General features: G+C 56.9%; 7 protein-coding genes. 2 read left to right on the top strand and 5 right to left on the bottom strand.

What is annotated here, in order from left to right; genetic code table 11:
* Positions 1-337 precede the first annotated feature (337 nt).
* A complete protein-coding gene (locus tag WBG04_RS17230) occupies positions 338-7129 on the top strand; it encodes a choice-of-anchor Q domain-containing protein (RefSeq protein WP_424315944.1) in 6792 nt (2263 codons plus the stop codon).
* 187 nt (positions 7130-7316) lie between these two features.
* Here the strand turns inward: WBG04_RS17230 and WBG04_RS17225 are convergent, their stop codons facing one another.
* From WBG04_RS17225 to WBG04_RS17210, 4 genes are all read right to left on the bottom strand, one after another.
* Entirely contained in the window at positions 7317-7859 is a 543-nt protein-coding gene (locus WBG04_RS17225) for a transposase (RefSeq protein WP_424315945.1), read from the bottom strand.
* Between the two features lie 427 nt (positions 7860-8286).
* Positions 8287-9174 carry a hypothetical protein gene (locus WBG04_RS17220; protein ID WP_424315943.1) on the bottom strand — a complete coding sequence of 296 codons (888 nt, stop codon included), beginning with the start codon at positions 9172-9174 and terminating at the stop codon, positions 8287-8289.
* Positions 9175-9178: 4 nt separating this feature from the next.
* The gene (locus WBG04_RS17215; protein WP_424315942.1) at positions 9179-11974 is read right to left on the bottom strand and encodes a hypothetical protein; all 2796 of its coding nucleotides are present in this window, start codon (positions 11972-11974) and stop codon (positions 9179-9181) included.
* Positions 11971-14205 (bottom strand): tetratricopeptide repeat protein, encoded by a 2235-nt coding sequence (locus WBG04_RS17210; RefSeq protein ID WP_424315941.1) that lies wholly within the window; start codon positions 14203-14205, stop codon positions 11971-11973. Before WBG04_RS17210 ends, WBG04_RS17215 begins: the two co-directional genes overlap by 4 nt.
* A gap of 421 nt (positions 14206-14626) precedes the next feature.
* Here WBG04_RS17210 and WBG04_RS17205 point away from each other — a divergent pair, with 421 nt between their 5' ends.
* Entirely contained in the window at positions 14627-15463 is an 837-nt protein-coding gene (locus tag WBG04_RS17205; protein WP_424315940.1) for a hypothetical protein, read from the top strand.
* Positions 15464-15777: 314 nt separating this feature from the next.
* On the opposite strand, the gene WBG04_RS17200 is transcribed toward WBG04_RS17205, so the two are convergent.
* Positions 15778-20437: Ig-like domain-containing protein (locus WBG04_RS17200; protein ID WP_424315939.1), on the bottom strand; the 4660-nt coding region annotated here is incomplete at its 5' end.

Raw genomic sequence — 20437 nt, 5'->3', positions numbered from 1 at the left:
GCCCGACCCAAGAAGAGCAGGATACGCCAGGACGAGCCGCCAAGAGGTCGCTCGGAATGATCCCCAAACCCATTCAAACCCCGCCGCGCGACACCACCGCTGAACTCAAGTCCGACAGACTGCTAGTCCGCCGTTCGGCAGGTCGCTGGCAATTGGTTTGGACGCTCCGCCAATCCCCCGATGGCTTTTCTTCATTGGGGACAGCTTGTGTTCACGGCTCTCTCCCCGCCCAAATCTGTTTTCTTATCCCCACGCTTTGCCACCACCCCATATGAAAAATCCATCTTCGCCTTTTAGAAAAGCGGCAAAACTCGCTTTATTCCTGCTGATTCCCAACTTGCCCGCTTCAGGCGGCATCGTGCAAATTGGCGCGGGTCAGGACTTCACCATCGCTGCCCAGCAATCGGGCAGTGCCACCAATACCGAAGAGATCCCGGATGTGACCGGCGGTAGTGCCGGAGTCTTGATCCCTTACACCGAGGGGGGCGGCAATGCCTACAGCTCCAATGGCGGCCGCGACGGGGCGAACGGCATCGGGAATCTGAACGACGGCGACGTTGGCATCGGCAATGTGACGGACGGAACCCATGCGAAGCCCAGCTATGGCAAAGGCACGGTGGTGATGGATCTTGGCGGGCCTAAAACCATTTCCAGCATCGCGATCTACCATGGCTACGCCTCCAGCGAGCTTTCCAGCTTCGAGCTCAAGGACGGCTTGGGAAACCGGATTGGACGATGGTACGACCCTGACATCGGTTCGTCGACGAATGCCTACTGGTTGGTATTCGATCAGCCCGTCACCACGGACCGCCTGGTGCTCGACACCTCCTACAGCGGCAACAATCCGGGAACGCCCAGTTTTCGCGAAATCCAGGTCTTCAGTTTGCCGGTGACGCCGCCACTGAATGAGGTCTCCGTGTTCGGCACCGATGAACGGACCGGCTTGTCGAACGATGCCACGGGGGACCTCGTCAAACTGGAGCGCCATAGTGGTCTTGCCACTGAGTTCAACGGTGAATCCCGCATTACCAAGGACGTGAGCATCATCAGCGGCGGCGAAATCGTGATCGAGGACGTCGCCAACAACGACGTCTACGAGTTCAACGACGATTTGGACGTCAAATCGATGGAGATCATGGCGGAGACGGTGATCATCCGGAGCCCGCTTCATCTCAGGGGGACGCACCTGACGATCCACGCTCACAACCTGCGATTCGAGGGCGCGGGTAAGATCATCACGAGCCCGGCGGACAAGCCGCTGCCAGGGGAAACATTGGAGTCAACCAACGGTCTCCCGGCGGGCTCGGTGGAAGTTTTCGTCGATGTTTTCACGGATGTCAGCGGCAACAACAGTCCGAAGTTTGATTTGACGGGCGGCAAAGGTCAGGATGCCAGGAAAGGCGCGCACGGGACCCTTGGGACATCACTGGCGTGGCGCTCCCAAGGTCCTTTCGAGTTCTCCACTTACGACGACGATGCAAGCTATACCCCACCGGCGGGCTGGTGGGTGACTCGATGGAAGGGCCCTGACGGTGATATTCTAAACGGCGTGGAGGCCTGGCCCACCAGCGGGGGTGACGCCGCAGCTCCGGGTCAGCCCGGCGATGGAGGCAATGCCGGGGTATTGACCAGCAGCCATGGTGCGATCTCGGGGGTCTACGAGGCGGGTCAAGCGGGTGCACCGGGAACGCCGGACTCTGCGGGCTGGACCTCCGAAACGGGGTATTGCCGGGGAGGTGTCCGTGGGTTCCCGGACCAAGCGATCCATATCTACGCGTGGACGAGTGGTGCTTTCGATCAGACGGCTCACATCAGCGAGGATGGCAGATCCGAGACATTCAACGGTAGGAACGAGGCCATGCGCTACGGAAACGCGGGAGCCGTGGGCTCACGGATCAGCCAGGGGAACGAATTCTCCTGGGTTCATCCCCAATTGCTTCGCCAAGTGCTTGCCGGCATCAAGGACGACTACCTGCAGAATCGAATCACGGATGCGGAGGCTGCCCTCGCTGGCTATTCCACGTTGATCGAGAACTATCGCACGGCCTCCATTTGGAGCCCGCAGCTTTCTGACTATGTGCACCCGTGGGACGATGCTCCACCGATGACGCGCTATGAGCTGAACCAGATTTACGATGAAATGCAGATCCTCCGGCAGCAGATCGTCGGCGGTCTGGACTACTTCGGGAACCCCAATGGATGGGTGCCGATGCTGAGTTTCGAATTCACCAAGAATCTCTTCGATCAGGAAATCGATCGCAGCCTCGATATCATCTATCTCTCACGCTGGATCAGCCGGATGCAGGACGACGCGTCCGTGATGTACGCGGCGCTTGATACCGCGAGCACCAAGCTGAAGGTTGAAATTGACCAGGCGAAGATCGATTACGATGTGGCCGAGGCCACCTTGCTCAATCTGACCGGTGAGGGGCAGACGATCAGGACGTCGATCAACAACCTTCAACAACAACTTCAGCTTCGCGACAACACCCTAAGGCAGGATGCCAAGGAGAACGTCGCACCCTCGGACTGGGAAGTGGGCCTCCGCGTCGGATTGAAGGTCGCGGGAACGATGTGCGAAATGATTCCCGTGTATCAGCCAGCCCTCGGGGGCGCGGGCAGGGCATTGAATCTCGGAGCTAATATCGGTTCCGAACAGCCGTGGGAAACGGTCACGGGTGGATACGATATCACCAGCGCCTACGCGAACTCGGCGATTGCAGCCACCGCGGCCGCGCAGAAGACGAACAAGAATGCCGTCGATACCGGAGACCTCGGGGCGGAGAGGCGCTTGGAACGGCTGGAGGCTCTCGGCCAGGCCAGCAGCGGACTTTCCAACGGAATCAAAAGTGTCAGCTCGGCGCTGAACGTCACCAAGGTGCCGGCTTCGGAAGTCGCCGCGGAGCTCAGCAAGCTGCGCAAGGCTGATCCCGATTACAAAGCACTCGTCGATGAAGTCGAAAAAATGCTCGAGAAAAAGCGGGTCTGGGCGGATGCGCTCAACAACGCGATCCGGAACGTCGCCCGGCTCTCGGACACAATTACCAGGAACATCCTCGCCGTGGACTCGATGGATGTGGCGGCCAGCCAGCAGGGAAATATCATCGATTCACGCATCAACAGCTACATGAAGGACATGGAGCGCCGTGCCTTCGACCGCCTGCTGAAGTATCACTACTACATGGCAAAGGCTTTCGAATATCGCTTGGTGCGGCCCTACTCCGGCACCTTGGATTTGCAGCCGCTTTTCGACCAGATCGAGTCGATCGCCAGCGCGGGCAAGCCCGGCGGCACCCTGGATGCCGGGCAGCGCGAGCTGCTGAAGTCGGCCTATCGGGTCATTATCGCGGAAACGACGGAGAACATCGTCACGCAATACTCAAGCTCGCCCTCGGATCCCGTCGGCACCCGGTCCTACACGATGACGGCGGATCAGCTCGAGACCTTGAACCAGGGTGAGAAGTTGAAACTGAATCTCTACGAGCTTCCCGGTCTGTTCCCGCCTCACGAGGAGAACGTGCGCATCATTGATCTGGAGGTGATCCGCACGCTCGGTGGATCGGCTGCGCCAGGGATGATCACGACTCCGCGAAGCGGGGGCAGCTACAACTCCAGCACCGCTTACGTCGAGCTGAGCATGGAGCATTCGGGCGTCTCGAACATCAAGCTGGACGGCAACGTTTACCAGTTCCGGCACTACAATGAATCGACCCGCAACGCGATCACTTGGAAGAGCCAGTATGAGCCGAATCTGAATGAGATTTCTCCCACTCCGCTGGAAGAGGCTTCCGACTCCTTGCTGCGGTCCCTGATTGCGAATGATTCGAACGCGATTCTCTTCTCGCGTCCGTCCGCGTGGGCGGATTTGAACATTTGGCGCAGCGGCGCGAATGGTGCGGAGCTCTTCGGACTCGGCACCACCGATCCGCCGATTGTGATCACCAACGTGACGCTGCGGGTCAGCTTCGACCGCGTGACCCGGACCGATAATCCCAACGTTCGGGATGTCAGCGTGGTGGCGCAATCGACCGACGGCACGCCGATCTCCCCGAGATTCCAAGTGAGCGAGGCCGACCGCAATGACCGTCTGGATGGCGAGGGCCGTTTCCTGCGGATTTACAATTTCGGCAGCGGCTCGGTTGAGGTAACCGCGCCACCGATTTTTAGCTCGCTCGGTTTCGTGAAATGGATGGAAAACGATATTGTCCTGACGACGAGCCCAACGGCCACGGTCTCAAAGTTGAGAGACTTCCGCCTGGTCGCGATCTACTCCCCGATGGCACCGGTGATTTCCGCGCTCCCTCCGGAAACGGCACCCTATCTGGAGTTTTTTGCCTACAAGGTTCGTGCCGATTTCGCGGCGCAGACCTATGCCGCGACCGGATTGCCTCCGGGGCTTTCGATCGATTCTACCACCGGGATCATTTCGGGGACCGCCACGGCGCTCGGCACTTATACGGTGAATCTGACGGCGACCAATGCATTGGGTTCTGGCACCGGCGTGTTCACGCTTTCCGTCGCCGATCTGCGGCAAATGATCACATCGACCGCCAATAGCGGTGCCGGGTCCGTGCGGGATCTGGTCGCCGCCTCGACGCCGGGTCGGGTCCTGATCTTCGATGCCTCCCTCGATGGCCAGACCATCGATCTCAGCGGTTCGCATCTCATGATCACCGACGACTTGACGATCGACGCGTCAAGCTTGCCGAACGGAGTCACCATTTCTGCGGGTGGAAACTCGCGGCACTTCATGGTGACCGGAGGAAAGACGCTCACATTGAACGGCGTCACGCTGACCGATGGCAGTGCCACGGGTGATTATCCGGATTACTTCGGTGGCTCGATCTACAGCGAGGGTGGGAATGTCAATTTGATCGGCTCGACGATCAGCGGCTGCTACGCTTGGGCCGGTGGCGCCATCTTTATTCGCAATGGTATCCTGACGGCGGTTGATTCCACCATTAGTGGGAATTCCAACCTTGCCGGCGGGATACCGGCAACAATTTACGCTGGATCCAATGCCTCGATATTTTTCAGGAGCTGTACTGTTAGCGGCAACACAGAAGGATATGCTATTTTGTCACAAGGGAATGATACTGAGATCATAAACTGCTCGGTCGTCGAAAACACAGGCGACGGAATCAATCTCTCCGGCGGAGCCAGTCTTATCAGGAGTACGACCGTTGCAAATAACACCGGTCAAGGCATCCGTGGAACTGCCGGCATCCTGGAGAATTGCTTGATCTCTGGAAATATGGGCAGTGCGGGATTGGCTGATGTCGAACTGGGCGTCAATATTAGGAGTGCGATTTCCAGTCTTTCGCCCCTAGGGAATTACGGCGGAAAGACGCAAACGATGCGGCCCCTGTCAGGAAACCCGGCGATCGACGGTGGGCAAGCCACAGCGACCACGCCGGCAGCCGACCAGCGTGGCTACGCGGCCTTTCAAGGCCTCGATATCGGGGCATTCCAGACGCAACTCGGCACGGTTTCCCCGGTGGATATCAATCAGGACCTGTCGACAGGAGATCTGGCGTTTGTCGTCGGCACCGTCGGCAATCTGACCGCGACCTCCAGCAATCAAACGCTCGTGCCTGACGGGAACATCACGTTCGGTGGCAGCGGCAGCAACCGCACAGTGGCGGCCACGCCGGTGGCAGGAGAGTCCGGGGACACCACGATCACGATCACCGATGATCTGACCGGAGGATCCTTCAGCTTTCCACTTCATGTCGGAAGCACGGCGCCATTGGTCACCGCCAGCTATCAGCAGGATGGTACTCCAGGGTCCTTGCGGGACGTGGTGGCCCGGGTGGCCGAGGGTTCAACCATTACCTTCACGTATCGCGACCAATCCGATCTGACGCGCCCGATCCTGATCGACAAGGACCTGACCATCGACGGCATTCTCCCTTTCTCCTATCGAACCACCCTGGCTAGCAACGGGAGTTCGCGCCTGTTTGAAGTCGCGGAGGGAGTGACCCTCACGATCAAGGATATGGATTTGTCGGGCGGCAGCGAAACGGACAATGAAGGGGGCGGAGCGATCCTCAACCGCGGGACGCTCACTCTGATCAACAGCCAAGTCCTGGGCTGCGCCACCACCAGTCAAGGTGGCGGGATCCGTAGCCTGGGGGATTTGACCCTGGTCCGCTGCGTCATCGGCAACAACACCGCCGCCGGGAGCGGTGGAGGGGTCTTCCATACAGGAGGAAAACTTTCGGTGACGAACTCGACGATCGGGCAAAACACCAGCTCCGCACAGGGCGGTGGCATCTACTGCTCGGGCGAGACCGACCTCATTCACAACACGATTTCCGCAAACACCTCCTTGCAAGTGGGTGGAGTGAGATTGGGCGGCACGCAGCCGATCTACATCGAGAACACCATCGTCGCGGACAACCACGTCACTTCGTCCGCCCCCGATCTAAGCAATCCGGAGAACGCTCTCCTGGTTTCCGGCGGAGGCAACCTGATCGGGAACAATCTGTCGGTGGAGATCGTTTTCCCGCCGGGCACGCCGAACGCGGGGAACGACTATGTGAACATGGCGGCCAAGCTGACCCCATTGACCACATACAGCGGCAAGCTGACCATGATCCCGCTCCCTGGCTCACCTGCCTACGAGCACGGGGTGGTGACCGCCTTAAGCCCAACGGACGATACGAACGGGAAGAGACGGCCGATTGGCTACGACACCGACATTGGTGCTTATGAGGGACGCCCCATCTTCCTAGGAGCATGGCCTGATTCTGACAGCGACGGGATTCCCGATCTGTTCGAGGGAACCTATTCCAAAATGACGGTCGGCGTGGACGACAGTCTGTTGGACAGCGATGGCGACGGTTGGTTGGATATCGACGAACTCCGCGGCATGACGGATCCCGAGGATGGAAGCAGTTTCCTCAAGATCCTGTCCGTCGTCCCCGACGAGTCCTTCCCCAGTCGGCGATGGTTGCACATCACCATTCAGAGCTTTCCTTCCCTGCAGTATCAGGTCGAGGGCTCCGCCGATCTGAGCAGTTGGGCGGATATCCCCAACGAAATCATCTACTCGGGAGGCCTCACAACGACTCATCGGGTGGTGATGCCGGAGAACATCAACTATATCCGGGTGAGGCAGCGGTGAACGGCTCGGATTGCCATCCTCCAGAAATGCTCCGAAAACTTTACCCAATGGGATGAACTCGAGTCCTTCATGCCCCCCGCTAGACCCAACCTCATCGGATCGGTCCGATTGAGGGCAAGAAAGTGTCAGCAAGAAAGTGTCAGGTGATAAATTTTGCAATCTTATCCTCCATGAGGGCAAGAAAGTGTCAGGTAATAAATTTTGCAATCTCATCCTTCAGGTCACAACACTCGAAGCCTTTCGCCGTTTCCATCCAATCGAAGCGCTCGCATGGCGGCTTGCGATACTCCCGGAGACTGCTCCAACCTGCGCTATCGATCCCATCTGCCTTCCGAAGCAAGCCTGCCTGCACCGGATTCAGATGCACGTAGTCCAGTAATTGCCTGAAATAGTGACCCTTGCGACCCTGTGCCATGAGCGACTTGTCGCGCCCACCGAAAAGGTGACCCCACTTGGCATTCTTCACGTTGAATCGGCGGGTGTAGGTCGTCTGGAACCACTGCATCCCCGCCACAAGATTCGCCTTCGGTGTTTCGAGAACAAGGTGGTAGTGGTTGTCCATCAAGGCATAGGCATGAATGCGGATCCCCGTTCTCTTCGGCATCTCTCCAAGCGTTCTCAGAAACATCCAACGGTCATCGTCGCCGTAGACAAGATCCTCCCGGCCATCGCCTCGTGCCAAAACATGGTAGATCGCCCCAGGAAATTCGATTCTCGGTCCTCTTCCCACAAGAGGATCACTCGTCTCCGCCGGAGAAGATTGCAAGTTTTATCACCTGACACCTTTTTAAGGGCACGCCGGAGAAGATTGCAAGTTTTATCACCTGACACCTTTTTAAGGGCAAAGAAGAAGAGACCAAAACCCTTCAGTTACCTGACCAAACCGAGGGCGGAATACAAAGAAACGCCCCATCGCGGAAAACCCCGAGCTATCGCTTAAAACCGCGCCATTCTCACCTGACACCTTTTTCTGTGACACCTTTTTCTGTGGTAGATCGCCCTAGGAAATTCGATTCTCAGTCCTCTTCCCACAAAAAGATCACTAGTCTCCGCCGGAGAAGATTGCAAGTTTTATCACCTGACACCCTTTTTCCATACCCCTTTTTTGACACCCATTTTTGCCTTCCATAGTTCGCTGTCTTCTGAAAGCCGCTCCATCATGGCTCACGAACCTGCTCGCTCGGATCAAGATCGGTGAACAGGTTTCTGGACGGATCGAATTCAAGATTCCGGTCGTTGGGACTTTGTTTGAAATAAATTTTCAGATCAGGAAAATCTCCAAAAGCTTTCGCATAATGACATGAGATTATATCACCATGACGATCAACCTGAGTTCTCAATCTGAAAAAATATCCCTTATCTGGCTCCCGATTCGTTTCGATACTTTTACCCGGTTCTCTTTTTTTGAAGTGCATCCATAAGTTTTGAAAATTCGCATTTGTGGGCGCTTCGTATGGTGCCTTTAATTCCGATGCACTGTTCTGCTCAAACTTGACGAAGCCGTCTTTTTCGTTTGAGAAACTTACCGCTAATTCGTAATGGTAGTCCGTATATTTGTCGGTTTCATTGTGAATGATTGCAGTGAGAACCAAATCCTTTGTCCTGCCCTTCCCATGAGGTTTTACCCAATCCCCAACCTCGCAGTCGTAGCCGAATTCCTTGCCTACAACTGGTGCGACGACTTGGAGCCTCTTCGCATAAAGCGGTATGGGATTTTTTATTTTTCTTAAAATGTAAGCCACGTCGTGGTCTTGCTCACGCGTAAGACGGCCTGATTCTGTTGTGTAGTAACCCTTTTTTTCCAATCTGACATACATCCTGAGTTGAGGCTCTCCGCTCGCTTGAAAAACTCCGCTTGCATCCGTTTCTCCTTTTTCTCGCTTGGTTTCATCTCCGGTGTATCCCATGAACGTCACTATCGAAGTCACATCTTTAAGCGGTGTTCCATTTTCTGCGGTCACGGTGACTTTGACCTTACGGGTTTCCTGGCAGGAGACGACTCCCACCAGGATAAAACCGAATATCAAATTAATTATCGTTTTCATCGCTTTAGTCTTTATCAAGTTCTGCCAGATCGATCATTTTCTGATACATGGGATGTAGGAAATGAAATGCAACATCCTTGAAATCGCTGTGCATCCAGTCTTCGGGATTATTGGCATTTCCGTGGGCTGGCCAAGAACTATAGCCGCCTGCACTTCTCAACTCTTGCGGCATGTTGAAATTCTTGGAAAGACCTCCACCAATACTCGGTTCAAACGGTTCGAGTGCATTAGCCGCAATGGCATACGACATTGCAGGGATGCCCGTTGCCAGCATTTTGTATCTGTTCGTGGTAACTCCGGCCGTTGCGCTTCCTTGCGCTGGATCGTAGAGATTAAGATAAAAAAATCTCGAGTGGAATGGATTTTTTCTTAATTCCTCGTCAGTGATCGAAATCGTTTCTTCCGGAGATCGCCGCCAGTTAACGTCGGAGACGTGAATATCCCAGTCTTGGTTGAATTTCCACCCGCCATTGATGTCGTGGAAACTATAACCGGCTATGGCGATGTTTTGCCCGCCTTTCGCTATTTCCCCAGAAACCCACGCGTGTCGACCTCCTCCGAACGCCGCATCTCTCACATTGTCCCAATCCCCGGCTTCCTCGGAATCGTCGGGATTTTCCACGACTTCGTCACTGGGAGAATAGAAATTGTAGGCGATATTCAGGAGTTCCGGCGTGGCGAAGATGTCTTTCCAAGTCAGCTTATTGCGGTTATCTGTAGGATTTGACGCGAAGAGCTCATGCCAATTGGCCGCAAACAAACGGTGCTGGAATCCATTGTTTCCATAGTCGTAGTAGGGTTTCCAGTCATCCTCGGTCATGTTTCGCTTCATGTCCGGATCTCCGCTTGAATTGCTTGTCTGGGCGGAGTCATAGGCCTGAAGCGGAATGGCGCCGTTGATGATATAGTAATGATTCACTTTCAGCCCATGGTAGGCGATGGCACTCCCCACAACCGAATTCCCGAGGCTGTGTGCCAGGACGGTCAGTTCGGAATCCTGGGTGAAGCCAAGGCGTGTCCGCGCGACAATCCCAGTGGTCAAACCATTGTAGACAGCTCGATGATAGTCAGGGGGAGTTAGATTATTGAAGCGGTTGGGAGGGTTTCCATACCATGAGACGCCGATAAATCGAGCCTTGCTCCCCAGTTGATACAGACGCTTGAAGATATTGGACTGTGAACCTCTAGCGCTTTCCCCGCTCACGTTGAAGCCGTGGACATACGCCACATATTTCCCATTGGTTAACTCGTCAGGATAGCCCGATGGCTCGGTGATTTGCGTCGGATGGCCGCCGCTGCCTTCCATGACATCGCGCATATTCACGTGACGATACATGTCCTCGACATTGACGATACGGATGGGAAATTCGATCTCCGCAACAGAGCTGTTGTCGCTCTTCTTGAGAATTTCCAGAACCAGTGGCTTTTCGGTTTTCTTGGCTCCCTCAATGACAATCACGCCATTTCCCTCCTTTGCCTTGCTGAGCATGACCGCGCTCAACTCCGTGCCTTGCGTGGATGTAAGTTTTAGTTCCTTGGTTGCCAGTCCGCGACCTACCCCCACCATCTTGACATGACGGTTCGGGAGCCTTCCTGGATCACTGCCGTCGATGATGCATGGTGGGTATTCATGAAATTTAAGCGCCTCCTCTTCGTGCTTGAGCACATATTTATAATCGCTTTCCGGCAGGGCCTCCAGAGCCGCTTTCAAATCCAGATGCACAGGGAAGAAGTCGATCTGATCGCGCATCCCGTCAGCCACGAAGTCACTGCAGTCTCTATCATCAACCAATCCAGTTCCCGTCATACGTATTTGATTTGGAATATCCTGAGTATTTTCGCCCCTTTCGGCGATTGTCAGATCGTTGTCATCATTGATCCACCAGCGGAAGGGTTTCTCGTCGGCTACTTTACCACGATCAGCCAAATCAATTTTCCCATCACGGTTCCAATCTGGGACAATCTCCACGGTCAGGAGGGCAAGTGAGCTTCTCTGGATCTCCGACTTCCAGTTGGTCGATTCACTTAAGATAGAGAGGCGTGGTGAGATGTTCAGGTATGGAGGCTTTTCTTTTCCGGACGGATTCTCCTCGGACTTGAGATCATCCTCATCCCATAGGGGTTTGTAGTACAAAATTACTGTAAATACGGAAGGCTCGTCTTGCGCTCTTGAAAAGAGATCGCGGTTGATAAAATTGTCACGAGTTAACTTGGACCCTCCCGTTTTCTTGGTCCAGACTTCAGCGATCTCATCTGAGTGCCAGTCGGGGGCCTTGATCGTATCCGGAAACCAACTCAAGCCGACACTCAGGCGATCAAACAGCTCAGCCGGATCGATATCGTCCATCCCCGAACGATCAATCTCGACCCTGATTTTGAAGGCGTAGCGTTTCTCGGGATCGCTGTCTCTTTTGGGAAAGAGAATACCGGTGCTGGCCGCCTGCGGTTCACCGTCCTCAAGAAATGCCGTTTCGACCTTCGCGAATATCGCCCCAAACTCGACCTTGCCATTATTCTCCCGACCCACCTCAATCTCTTTATCAGTCTCTCTCAGCCTTGTGCCTTCATTTAGCTCGTCGAGCCTGTAGATCGGGGCGTCGAGATACCACCACCTCGCGAAGGCAAAACCTTCCGGCGGGCTATCGGCTTTGAAAACACGCGACTCGTGCTTTGCGTAACGACCGCTGGGTCCGCCTCCATGCACCACCGCCTGCCATGCATCGGCAGAATGGGAAACGGCCAGAATCAGAAAAATCAGGCGAAGCGCTGACCGGATCAGAGTGTTGGATTCCAATTTCATCGCAGGATTCCTCGAATGTCTGTTTCCAGAAAATCGCGTGCGTCTTGTTGCTCGGCATCATTCCGAGGGTGGAAGTCAAGGTGCAGCTCGGACTCACCCAAATCGCTGAGCACTAAATTGGCGATGACTCCGCGCATTCGCATTTTTTCGATCATGCCGCCATTGCGACCGAGGCATCGCTGAACCGAGCGCGCATGGGAAATAGCCTTGGCGTTCGCGCCGTTCGCAATGGCGTCGACCATCGCATAGTGGTAGGCGAGATAGGACTGGGTGTGATGGGGAGCAGCGGTGATGATCCTCTCGATCAGTTGACGGGTCTCGCTGATTCCAATCTCCTTGATATCGACATAATAAGTCAGGAGGTGGGTTCCAAGCCACGCGTAGCCCTCAGGAGGGGTCGCGGCTTCTGCAAGCTGTTGTTCGGCAAGCTCCCTAGACTCCGGGAACCGCCCGGCGGCCCTGTAACTCAGGTAAACCAATGTCAGATATTCCCAAAAATCATCACCCCTCGACCAAAGCCATTCCCGATACTCGCGATCGAAAGCCTCCCAGCGGGCGAGCACGCGATTCGCACCTCTGAATTCGTAGTATTCCCTGAGGCTCAGCCGTTTCAGCATCGCCACCGTCTCCGAGCGCTCCGTGGATTTCTTGAGATAGCCTTCCGCCAAATTTCTACCACGGGTGATGACCCGCTTGGTGATTTGCTCGGGTGCGCGTGCACCGACGAATTGCTTGGCCAGGTCCAGCATCACGAAGGGATCGTCGATATCATCGAGGAGGGAATCGACCTTTTGCCCCATTTCCTTTTCGTTGATCGGCTCTCCAGCCTCCCGCAAGGCAGCCAAGCCATCGACCAAAGCCCGCACCCTGGACCTTGCCGGAAAGTTCTCGCTAGCTGCGAGGTTCATGAAATGACGGGCCGCTAGTTGGAACTCTCCGGCTTCCGTAGCCAAGCGACCCAAGGTCCCGGTGGCTCTCATCCACTCAGTGGAAGCCGGATCGCATTGTTGAAGGACGTGTTTGAGAAAGGTTTTTGCCAGCTTCGGGTTGCCCTCATCGACTGCCCCCTGACCCATCACCAAGAAGAACCTATGGGTCCTTTCCTGTCCAAGTTTGCGTGAGATCTGAGACGGCAACTCATAGAGCTGATCCAAGCTGGGTTGACCTTCCTTCAAATGGCACCTCACCAGCAGCTTGATGGCTGCACGGCATTCAGAAAATACGACATCCGGGGTTTTTAGGAGCTTGCGTGCCAGCCGTCCGAGATTCGGCAGATCCCCGATGCGTCGGGCATTGGCTATTTCCAACTTGATGAGTTCAGCATCAATCACATGGTCAGGCACGTCGGCAATTGATCGCCATTTCTTGGCGATTGCCATCCATTCATCAGATCCAAGCGAATGGGCGATGCTTGAGAGAGTGAGCACGCTCCGGGCAAGGACGGACCCCTTCTGGTGGTGTCTTAGAGCACGCAGAAGATCGGGCTCGAACAGTTGTTCCTGCCCTCTGGCGTGCCGTGCTCGGGCAAGAATCGTCCAAGCCGAAACGGTTTTGGCCTGAAATCGGCCCATTTGTAGACTTTCCCTCGCAAGCCGCTCGGCGGCCTCGAATGCACCCGTGGCGAGTCGAATCGTCGCGAGACCTTGACGCGCACGGCTGGCACCGTTGGGTGCAAGCAGAATGGCTTCCTCAAAGTAGGGTATCGCTTCGCTTGGGAAACCCAGATCCAGGAACTGGGTTCCAAGTCGGGTGAGCACCACGGTAGGCCGATAAGGTCGGGGTGGGACAATGATCGAAGCGCCCTGCCCTTGGGGACGCAGCAGGTCCTGGAATGCCTGCCAGCGTTCGGCAGCTTCAGTCTTGATCTTCTCCGCTTCCTCCATCGCTGCCTCAAACTCGCCCGCCCGAAGAAGGGACTGAAATGAACCAAGTGCCAATCGGAACCACGCCTTGCCTGGCGAGTCTTTCCCCAAGCGAGTCCACGCCAACTGGAACAGTTCGGTGCATTCGGAATGGCGACCCTGCTTGCCCAGGCAGTCGGCGGCGAATGCAAGCAGGCGGGCCTGCGCATCGTCCTTTCCATCGATTTCTTCCGAGACCTCATCGAGTTCCTTGAGGAAATCTGCGGGAGTCGTCAGAGGGCCCAGTCGATTGATTTCCGCCAGAAGCGCCGAGCTGGGATCGGTCGGCACCTGCGCGGGACCCTTGCGTTTCCGATTGAGGCGTTTCATAGGAATAGATTGAAGAGGAATTGGGCCATCGCCGGACGTTTCCGACGATGGCCCCGCAAACCAGCGAGGACGGCAAAGCCCCTATTCCGGGGCAACCCTAGCTCGATTGCAAATTTGGCTCATCCGGTGAAGCTCGAACGACTTCGTAGCGAAGCCGTGAATCCCTGACGCTATGCACGGCGTCAGAGAGGCTGTTGAATTTCGCGGACTTACAGAACTTGAGAAAACTTTCGGGGTAGTCCATCTCCGGTATGGGGCGGACTGCAAAAAACCAGCGCTTGTCTTCAAAGCGTGAAGGCCTCGGAAGCTGGGAAAAGATCGTAGCGGAACCCGCACCACAGATGGCAAGAAGGCCGATGAATTCTTTTCTTTTCACTGCTCACATTCGTGACCATTTTTTGCGGTGGCAGCAAGCAGAATCATGAAAGAGATAGAGAAAAAATTTGGATTCGTTGTAACCCTTTTAATTTCTCTGACATATCTCCTGTTTGCTTCCGAGCTCAGGGGGAATCAAATTGCTTTCTTTTATGCTCTGGACGCCGATTTTAAAGAGCTGAAGCGCGAACTCGGCGGCACCGTTTCGACCATTGAAGTGGGAGGAACCTCCATAAGCCTGATCAAGTCGAAGGGTCTTACCGTCGTTGCGGCTGCCATGAAACCCGGACCGGTAGAGACCGCAGTGACTGCCGAAGCCGTGCTGGGCCGCTTTCCTTGTCGATTCGCAATCAGTGTCGGCCCCGTGGGTTCGCTGAAAGATAGTGTCAAGGTTTCGGAATGGGGGTTTATCGACTCCTTGGTTCCTTACCAGAAAGTTTCCGGAAACACCGAAGGCTCGGGTTCGGTCGAAACGACGACCATTCTTTTCGATACGGAGATTCGCGAGCTTTTCAATCATCCCAATTTATCGGACTGGAAGCCGGAAGATCGACCCTCGTGGACCGCCAGTTCTGGAGAGAAATTTATTGCCAGCTCCAGCGAGCGGAAGCAAATCCAAAGAATCGGTGGGACCGAGGTCGTGGAAATGAATTTGTTCGGTCTCGATTCGGCACTAAAGCGCCGGAGGATCAAGGGGGTGCATCTCAGGGTCGTGAGTGATCATGCCGACGAAAGTGCCCACGAAGATTTTCTGAACTTCGTCGAGAGCTATGACGGCCTCGGCGGCAGACTCTGCGCTGATGTCCTAAAACGCCTCGCTCCCGATCCCAATTCGCCGACGAGCTACCGCGGACTTCGGTCATTGATAGACGAGCAGAAGTAGGAGTGATTTCGTAACAGGTTAGCTGGTTTTCTTTTCAGGATATATGCTTCGCATTGCGCCCAAGGAATGGAGACAAGGCAGGCGCGTAGCTTCTGCGTGGGCATGCAACTCCTGTGGGCAACGTCGCTATTCAGATCTGCAGTGAACGGGTTCCGAATCATCAGGAATTGATCGGCTACCAAGTCGACATCGGCGTTGTGAAGTTGATACCTATTCCAGAACGTAGCGTTCAAGGACGTCTGCTTGCGTTGGCTGCGTTTGAGGTGAACGCGGGGACATTTGACGAACTACAGGTTTCTTACCGCGACGAAGTTCTACTCCGAAATGCCACCGAGACGGTAGAAACGCGTGTCTTCACTGATGACGGGGTCAATGATCGTCATGATTCTCACGATGCCGTCCGTTTCGCTGACGAAGCCAGGACCACTTGGGGGAGCGCCGTTGACGGATTCGGCCAGCATTTCCCAGTTCTCGAGATCTGAGGAGGCTTCGACGACAAGACGGTAGCCGCTGACGTTGGTATTGCGTGCGACCAGAAGCTGGGTCTGGCCCTCGTCTTGGGAGACTTGAAGCCCGTCCGAGTCGACCCAAGGATCGCCTTCGGTCAGGTAGTCGATGAGATTCGGCAGTCGGTCCTGATCCGGGTCCTGGTCTGGTCCGGTGGTTTCTGGATCGACCAGTTGCTCAGGGGTGAAGTGCTCGCCCAACCACTGGGCATAGCTTTGACCGGGCGTCTCGACCGCAGCCGCGGCGGGATCGCCAAGATAGGGGGCGAGCGCGGGATTGCCAGACAGTTCGATGACGCCATCAGAAGCACTCTGTCCGGTGACGAGTGCCGCCTGGAGTGCCGCCTGGTCGACGCTGGGGTCGGGTCGGCGGAGACGGAAGAAGTCGACATTGGCAATCAAGTCCGGATTTCCCACCGTGGTGTTGACGATGCGGTTCTGGTGGAACGGAAGGTTGATGTTGTCTTCCGTCCACCCGGCCGAAACCGTGGCCCAGTCGGTGTAGGTGGTGATGCCGACTTGCAGGGTCTGCGGAAGGTCTGTGCGCTCGAAACGGTTTTCGATGATCCAAGGGCCCGCACCGTGGCGTCGGAGCAGGAGGAAGGTGCTGCTGCGGCGGACGATCTGCAGGGTGGCGTTGGGTTCGTTCTCAGGCACGCCGTGGGTGCGGGGGTAAAGGATGGAGGTGCCGTTGGTGGTGGTCTTGACCTCGTAGTGCCAGCGGTTCGGGTTGTTTGCGTCGGGGCTGGTGAGCCAGTTGGCGCCGTGCCCGTAGGAGAGGAAAATGTAGTTCTCTGTGTCAGGCTGCCAGTCGGTGGTGTAGCCGGAGGGAGGCCACGGCAGGACGGTATTGGCGGGCTGCGCGGGAACGGGCGCGGCGGTGGTGAGACCGCGCGAGGCTCGTACCATGATGCCGGCGAGGCTGAACTCGGAATCGGGGCGGCCCGCTCCCGAGCGGTGGAGGGCGTCGAGATTGATGGTGACGACGAAGTCGCCGGTGACCTCCTTATAAGCGTAGGCCCCGGTGAAATCCTGGTACCAGGAACTGGCGAAGGGCATGAGGTGCATGTGGCCGGGGGTGGTGGTGTCGATGTCCCAGGCTTCGAGCTTGTCGGCATTCCAGCCTTCGGCGGTGTCGTTGCGCTGCCAACTCGCGAGCGTTGTGGGGTCGTTGAATTCGTCAGAAAGCGGCGCGATGTCGTCGGCGACGGGGGGCTCGTAGGTCAGCACGAGCGCGGCCGAAGCGAGGTTACCGGTCCCATCCGCGATGCTGGTGACGGCATCGGCGGGAAGCTGGACCGTGAGCTCGCCGGGGTTGCTGAATCCTGCGATGCGGAGTCGGTAGGCGGTGGTGTCGGCGATGACGGAGAGATGGCTATGGCTGCCACCGGCCGTGCCTCCAATCTGGAAGTCATCGACGCTCAGTCCGGTGATCGCTGCGGAGAAGGTGATGTCGATATCGATGAAGGGGGCGTCGAAGATCGCGCCCTCGGCATCGATCGCGCCAAGAGTGGCGGCAGGGGCATCCTCCATGGAGAAACTCACCGGGCTGTCGTCGAGCGACAGCAGATAGGCGATGAGTTCATCGCGCTCTTCAGTTGGCACCGAACGATGCGGTGCGGCGGCCGTGAGGTCAGCAGCAGTGCTGACGGTGATATGGTCAATGCCAAGTCGACTGGTGTTGCCGCCGATCTCGATGAGGTTGTTCGGTCCGGCCACCAAGTCGACGCCCTCCACGCGAAGATTACTCCAGAAGGTCGTGCGCCAAGCGGGCCAATTGCCGGTGGCGGTGAGAACAACCGGGTGGGTGACGCCGTTGACGCGGATGAAGGCGGGTCCGTTGGAGGTAGAGCTATAGCGGATTTCCACAGCACCGATTCCATCGCTTCCACCTTCGATGTCTTCAAGTGTCAGGAGTCCGCCAGATTCGAGTTGAGCAAATCCACCCATGACGGTGTTGTCATAGTTGACATATACGCCTTGGGGATTGGCCTGCATGACCCCACCGGTGACGTTGCCGGTTTCCGCTTGGTAGGTGGTGCCGCCGGCGATGGTGAAGACATCCTCGAGGGTGCGTGCGCTGCCGTCGTGGAAATACGGGGCGTTTGACCAAAGGCCGCGCAAGGTCGGAGTATCGATTCCGGTGAGAGGGGCGCCGAGGCGCTGGCCGCTGGTGGTTCGCATGGTTCCGACATCGTGGAACAGTCCGCTGGTGCTGTCGGTCAGGTCGTCGCCGCTGTGACAGGAGGTGCAGTCCATGCTGATGAAGACCTGCCTTCCAAGTTCCGCGCTGGCTGTTAGAGAGCCATTGTAAGCGCGGTGCGGGCTGCGGGGGAGGTGGTCGTTGCCAAGTGAGGTGACGTAGGCCGCGAGTGCGTCGAGGTCGGCACTGAGTCCGGCTTTCGACGTGCCGAGTGGGTCGCTGGTGGTGTCGAACTGTTCGTCTGTGAGGAAGCCGGTGCCACCGAAGAAGTTGCGGATGTCGTTTTCGAAATCCTGGATCTCATCGAAGTTTCCCGACCAGTGGACGTTTCCGTGTGCCATGCCGCCACGGCCACGCAGGTCGGGGGTGTTGCGGAGCCCTTCGCCGCGCTGGGTGAAATCCCAAACCCGGCCGTCGGAGCCGCCGTCGATGTGGCAGGACGCGCAGCTGATGTAGCTCTCGGAGCTCATCCGTGGGTCGGCGTGATAGAAGATGCGTTTGCCCGCGAGCACCTCGGTGGGCAGGAGTTCGCTGACGACGGTCGAGACAGTCGAGCTCGGTAGGTTGATCCCACCGGTTTCGAACAGGGGGGCTCCATCGACGACAGACAGGCTGCGATCGAGGAAGTTGCGAACGATGATCCGTTCCGTCAACGGATCGACCACCACTCCCTGAGGTGCCGCGCCGACGTTTCGGCGGAGAACCATCGCACCCAGTCCGGAGGTGCTTCCCAGCTCCAGCAGATCGAAGGCAAGGTATTGGTTGTTACCCTGCAAGGTGACAAAGAGATAGTCGCCGCGCGGCGACAGGCCCAGGCCACTCGCGGAGTCGCTGTTGTCGAGATCGATGTCGCGCTGCACGGCTCCGGCGGGGAGGGCGGGGTCGAGATCGATTTGCACGAGCAGGTTCCGCTGGGTGCTTTCGTGCGTTTGCGGAGCATTGAAGAGGGTGCCGCGTTCGGTGTTCTGCTTCGTGGCAGCCACCCAGGCGCTTTCACCATCCGGCGCATAGAGGATGGAGGCCAGATAATTGGCGACGCCCCGGCTGTTGGCCGTGCTATCGCGGTGCGTGCTGTTGCCGAATTTGGGAATCCGCAGCGTGCGATTCAGGCTGAAGCCGGCGGTTTCGACTTCCCAGACCTCCGCATGGTTGACCGGTGAAATGAAACGAGTGACAAGGACACGCGATCCATCACTGCTCACCGCGAGTGCCCGAGCGGAGTGGCCGAGTTCGAGGGGAGAGCCATCGAGCGACAGCGAGGCCACCTCGAAGCGCATCAAGCCGCCGCTGCCGTAGAGGGAAACGTAGGCCGCCTGTCCGTCGGGTGAAATCACCACGCCAAAGGGCGCGCTGCCGTGGCCGGTATCAAAATCGGCGATCTCAGCGTGGGAAGTGCCATCCAGCACGACCACGCGGTCATCGTCGTGACAGGTGATCCAGGCATGGCCGGAAGGATCGATTGCCACCGATCTTGGATCGTTACCGACGGGCACTTCCGCGATCACCGTGAGATCATCGGCATGAACCACCGTGACCGAGTTGTTATCCGGATTGACCGTCCAGATTCGCCGATTCGCTGTATCGATCGCGACCGGGCCGCTGGAGGTTGCAGCGGGACCGACGGGCAGCGTCATGATGTTGATGCCGGTGTTCAGACTGGAAATGGCTCCGGCCGTGTCGCGCACCTGCACGGTCGGTTGATAGTGCCCGGCGACGTTGTAGATAAAACCGACGCTGCTGTTAGGGCTCCACTCTGTCTTCGCCTCGCCATTGCCCGGATCGAACCGGAACTCCAAATCCAGTGCCGGATCATTGTCGTCACTGGCCACTGCTGTCAGCGTGATCAGGGCCCCGGGTTCGACGACCGTTTGATCTGCCGTGAAGGATTCAACAATCGGTGCCGTGTTTCCGGATACGGTTTCACCGGTAGAAAAAGTAAAGCTGTAAGGCTCCATGGCATTGCCGGATGCGTCCTGGATCCCATCCAGCACCACTTCGTAGCTCGTATTCTCTTGCAGCGGATCGTCCGGCGTGAAGGTCAGAACGCCGTCAAAAGAGAGCGTAAACTGCGCGGCGAGCGAAGCGCCACCGACAGGACGAATGAGGATGGTATCGCCATTGATGATCGTACGGGTTTCCAGTACTTCATGGATAAGGAGGCTGATCGGCGCGCTGACCGGATAGTTGGTCTGCCCGTCCTGGGGAAGATGGAAACCCACTGCCGGCGGACGGGTGTCGGCGAGTTCCTGATGGACCCAGGTCGAG

The sequence above is a fragment of the Haloferula sp. genome (genome assembly GCF_049672945.1).
Lineage (GTDB): Bacteria > Verrucomicrobiota > Verrucomicrobiia > Verrucomicrobiales > Akkermansiaceae > Haloferula.
Note: the sequence above shows the minus strand (reverse complement) of the source record. Positions and strands in the feature narration are given on the sequence as shown.

Bases quoted from the DNA above. Each gene is read 5' to 3' on its own strand.
- WBG04_RS17220 (WP_424315943.1), bottom strand. From the start codon at position 9,174: ATGAAAACGATAATTAATTTGATATTCGGTTTTATCCTGGTGGGAGTC.
- WBG04_RS17215 (WP_424315942.1), bottom strand. From the start codon at position 11,974: ATGAAATTGGAATCCAACACTCTGATCCGGTCAGCGCTTCGCCTGATT.
- WBG04_RS17210 (WP_424315941.1), bottom strand. From the start codon at position 14,205: ATGAAACGCCTCAATCGGAAACGCAAGGGTCCCGCGCAGGTGCCGACC.
- WBG04_RS17205 (WP_424315940.1), top strand. From the start codon at position 14,627: ATGAAAGAGATAGAGAAAAAATTTGGATTCGTTGTAACCCTTTTAATT.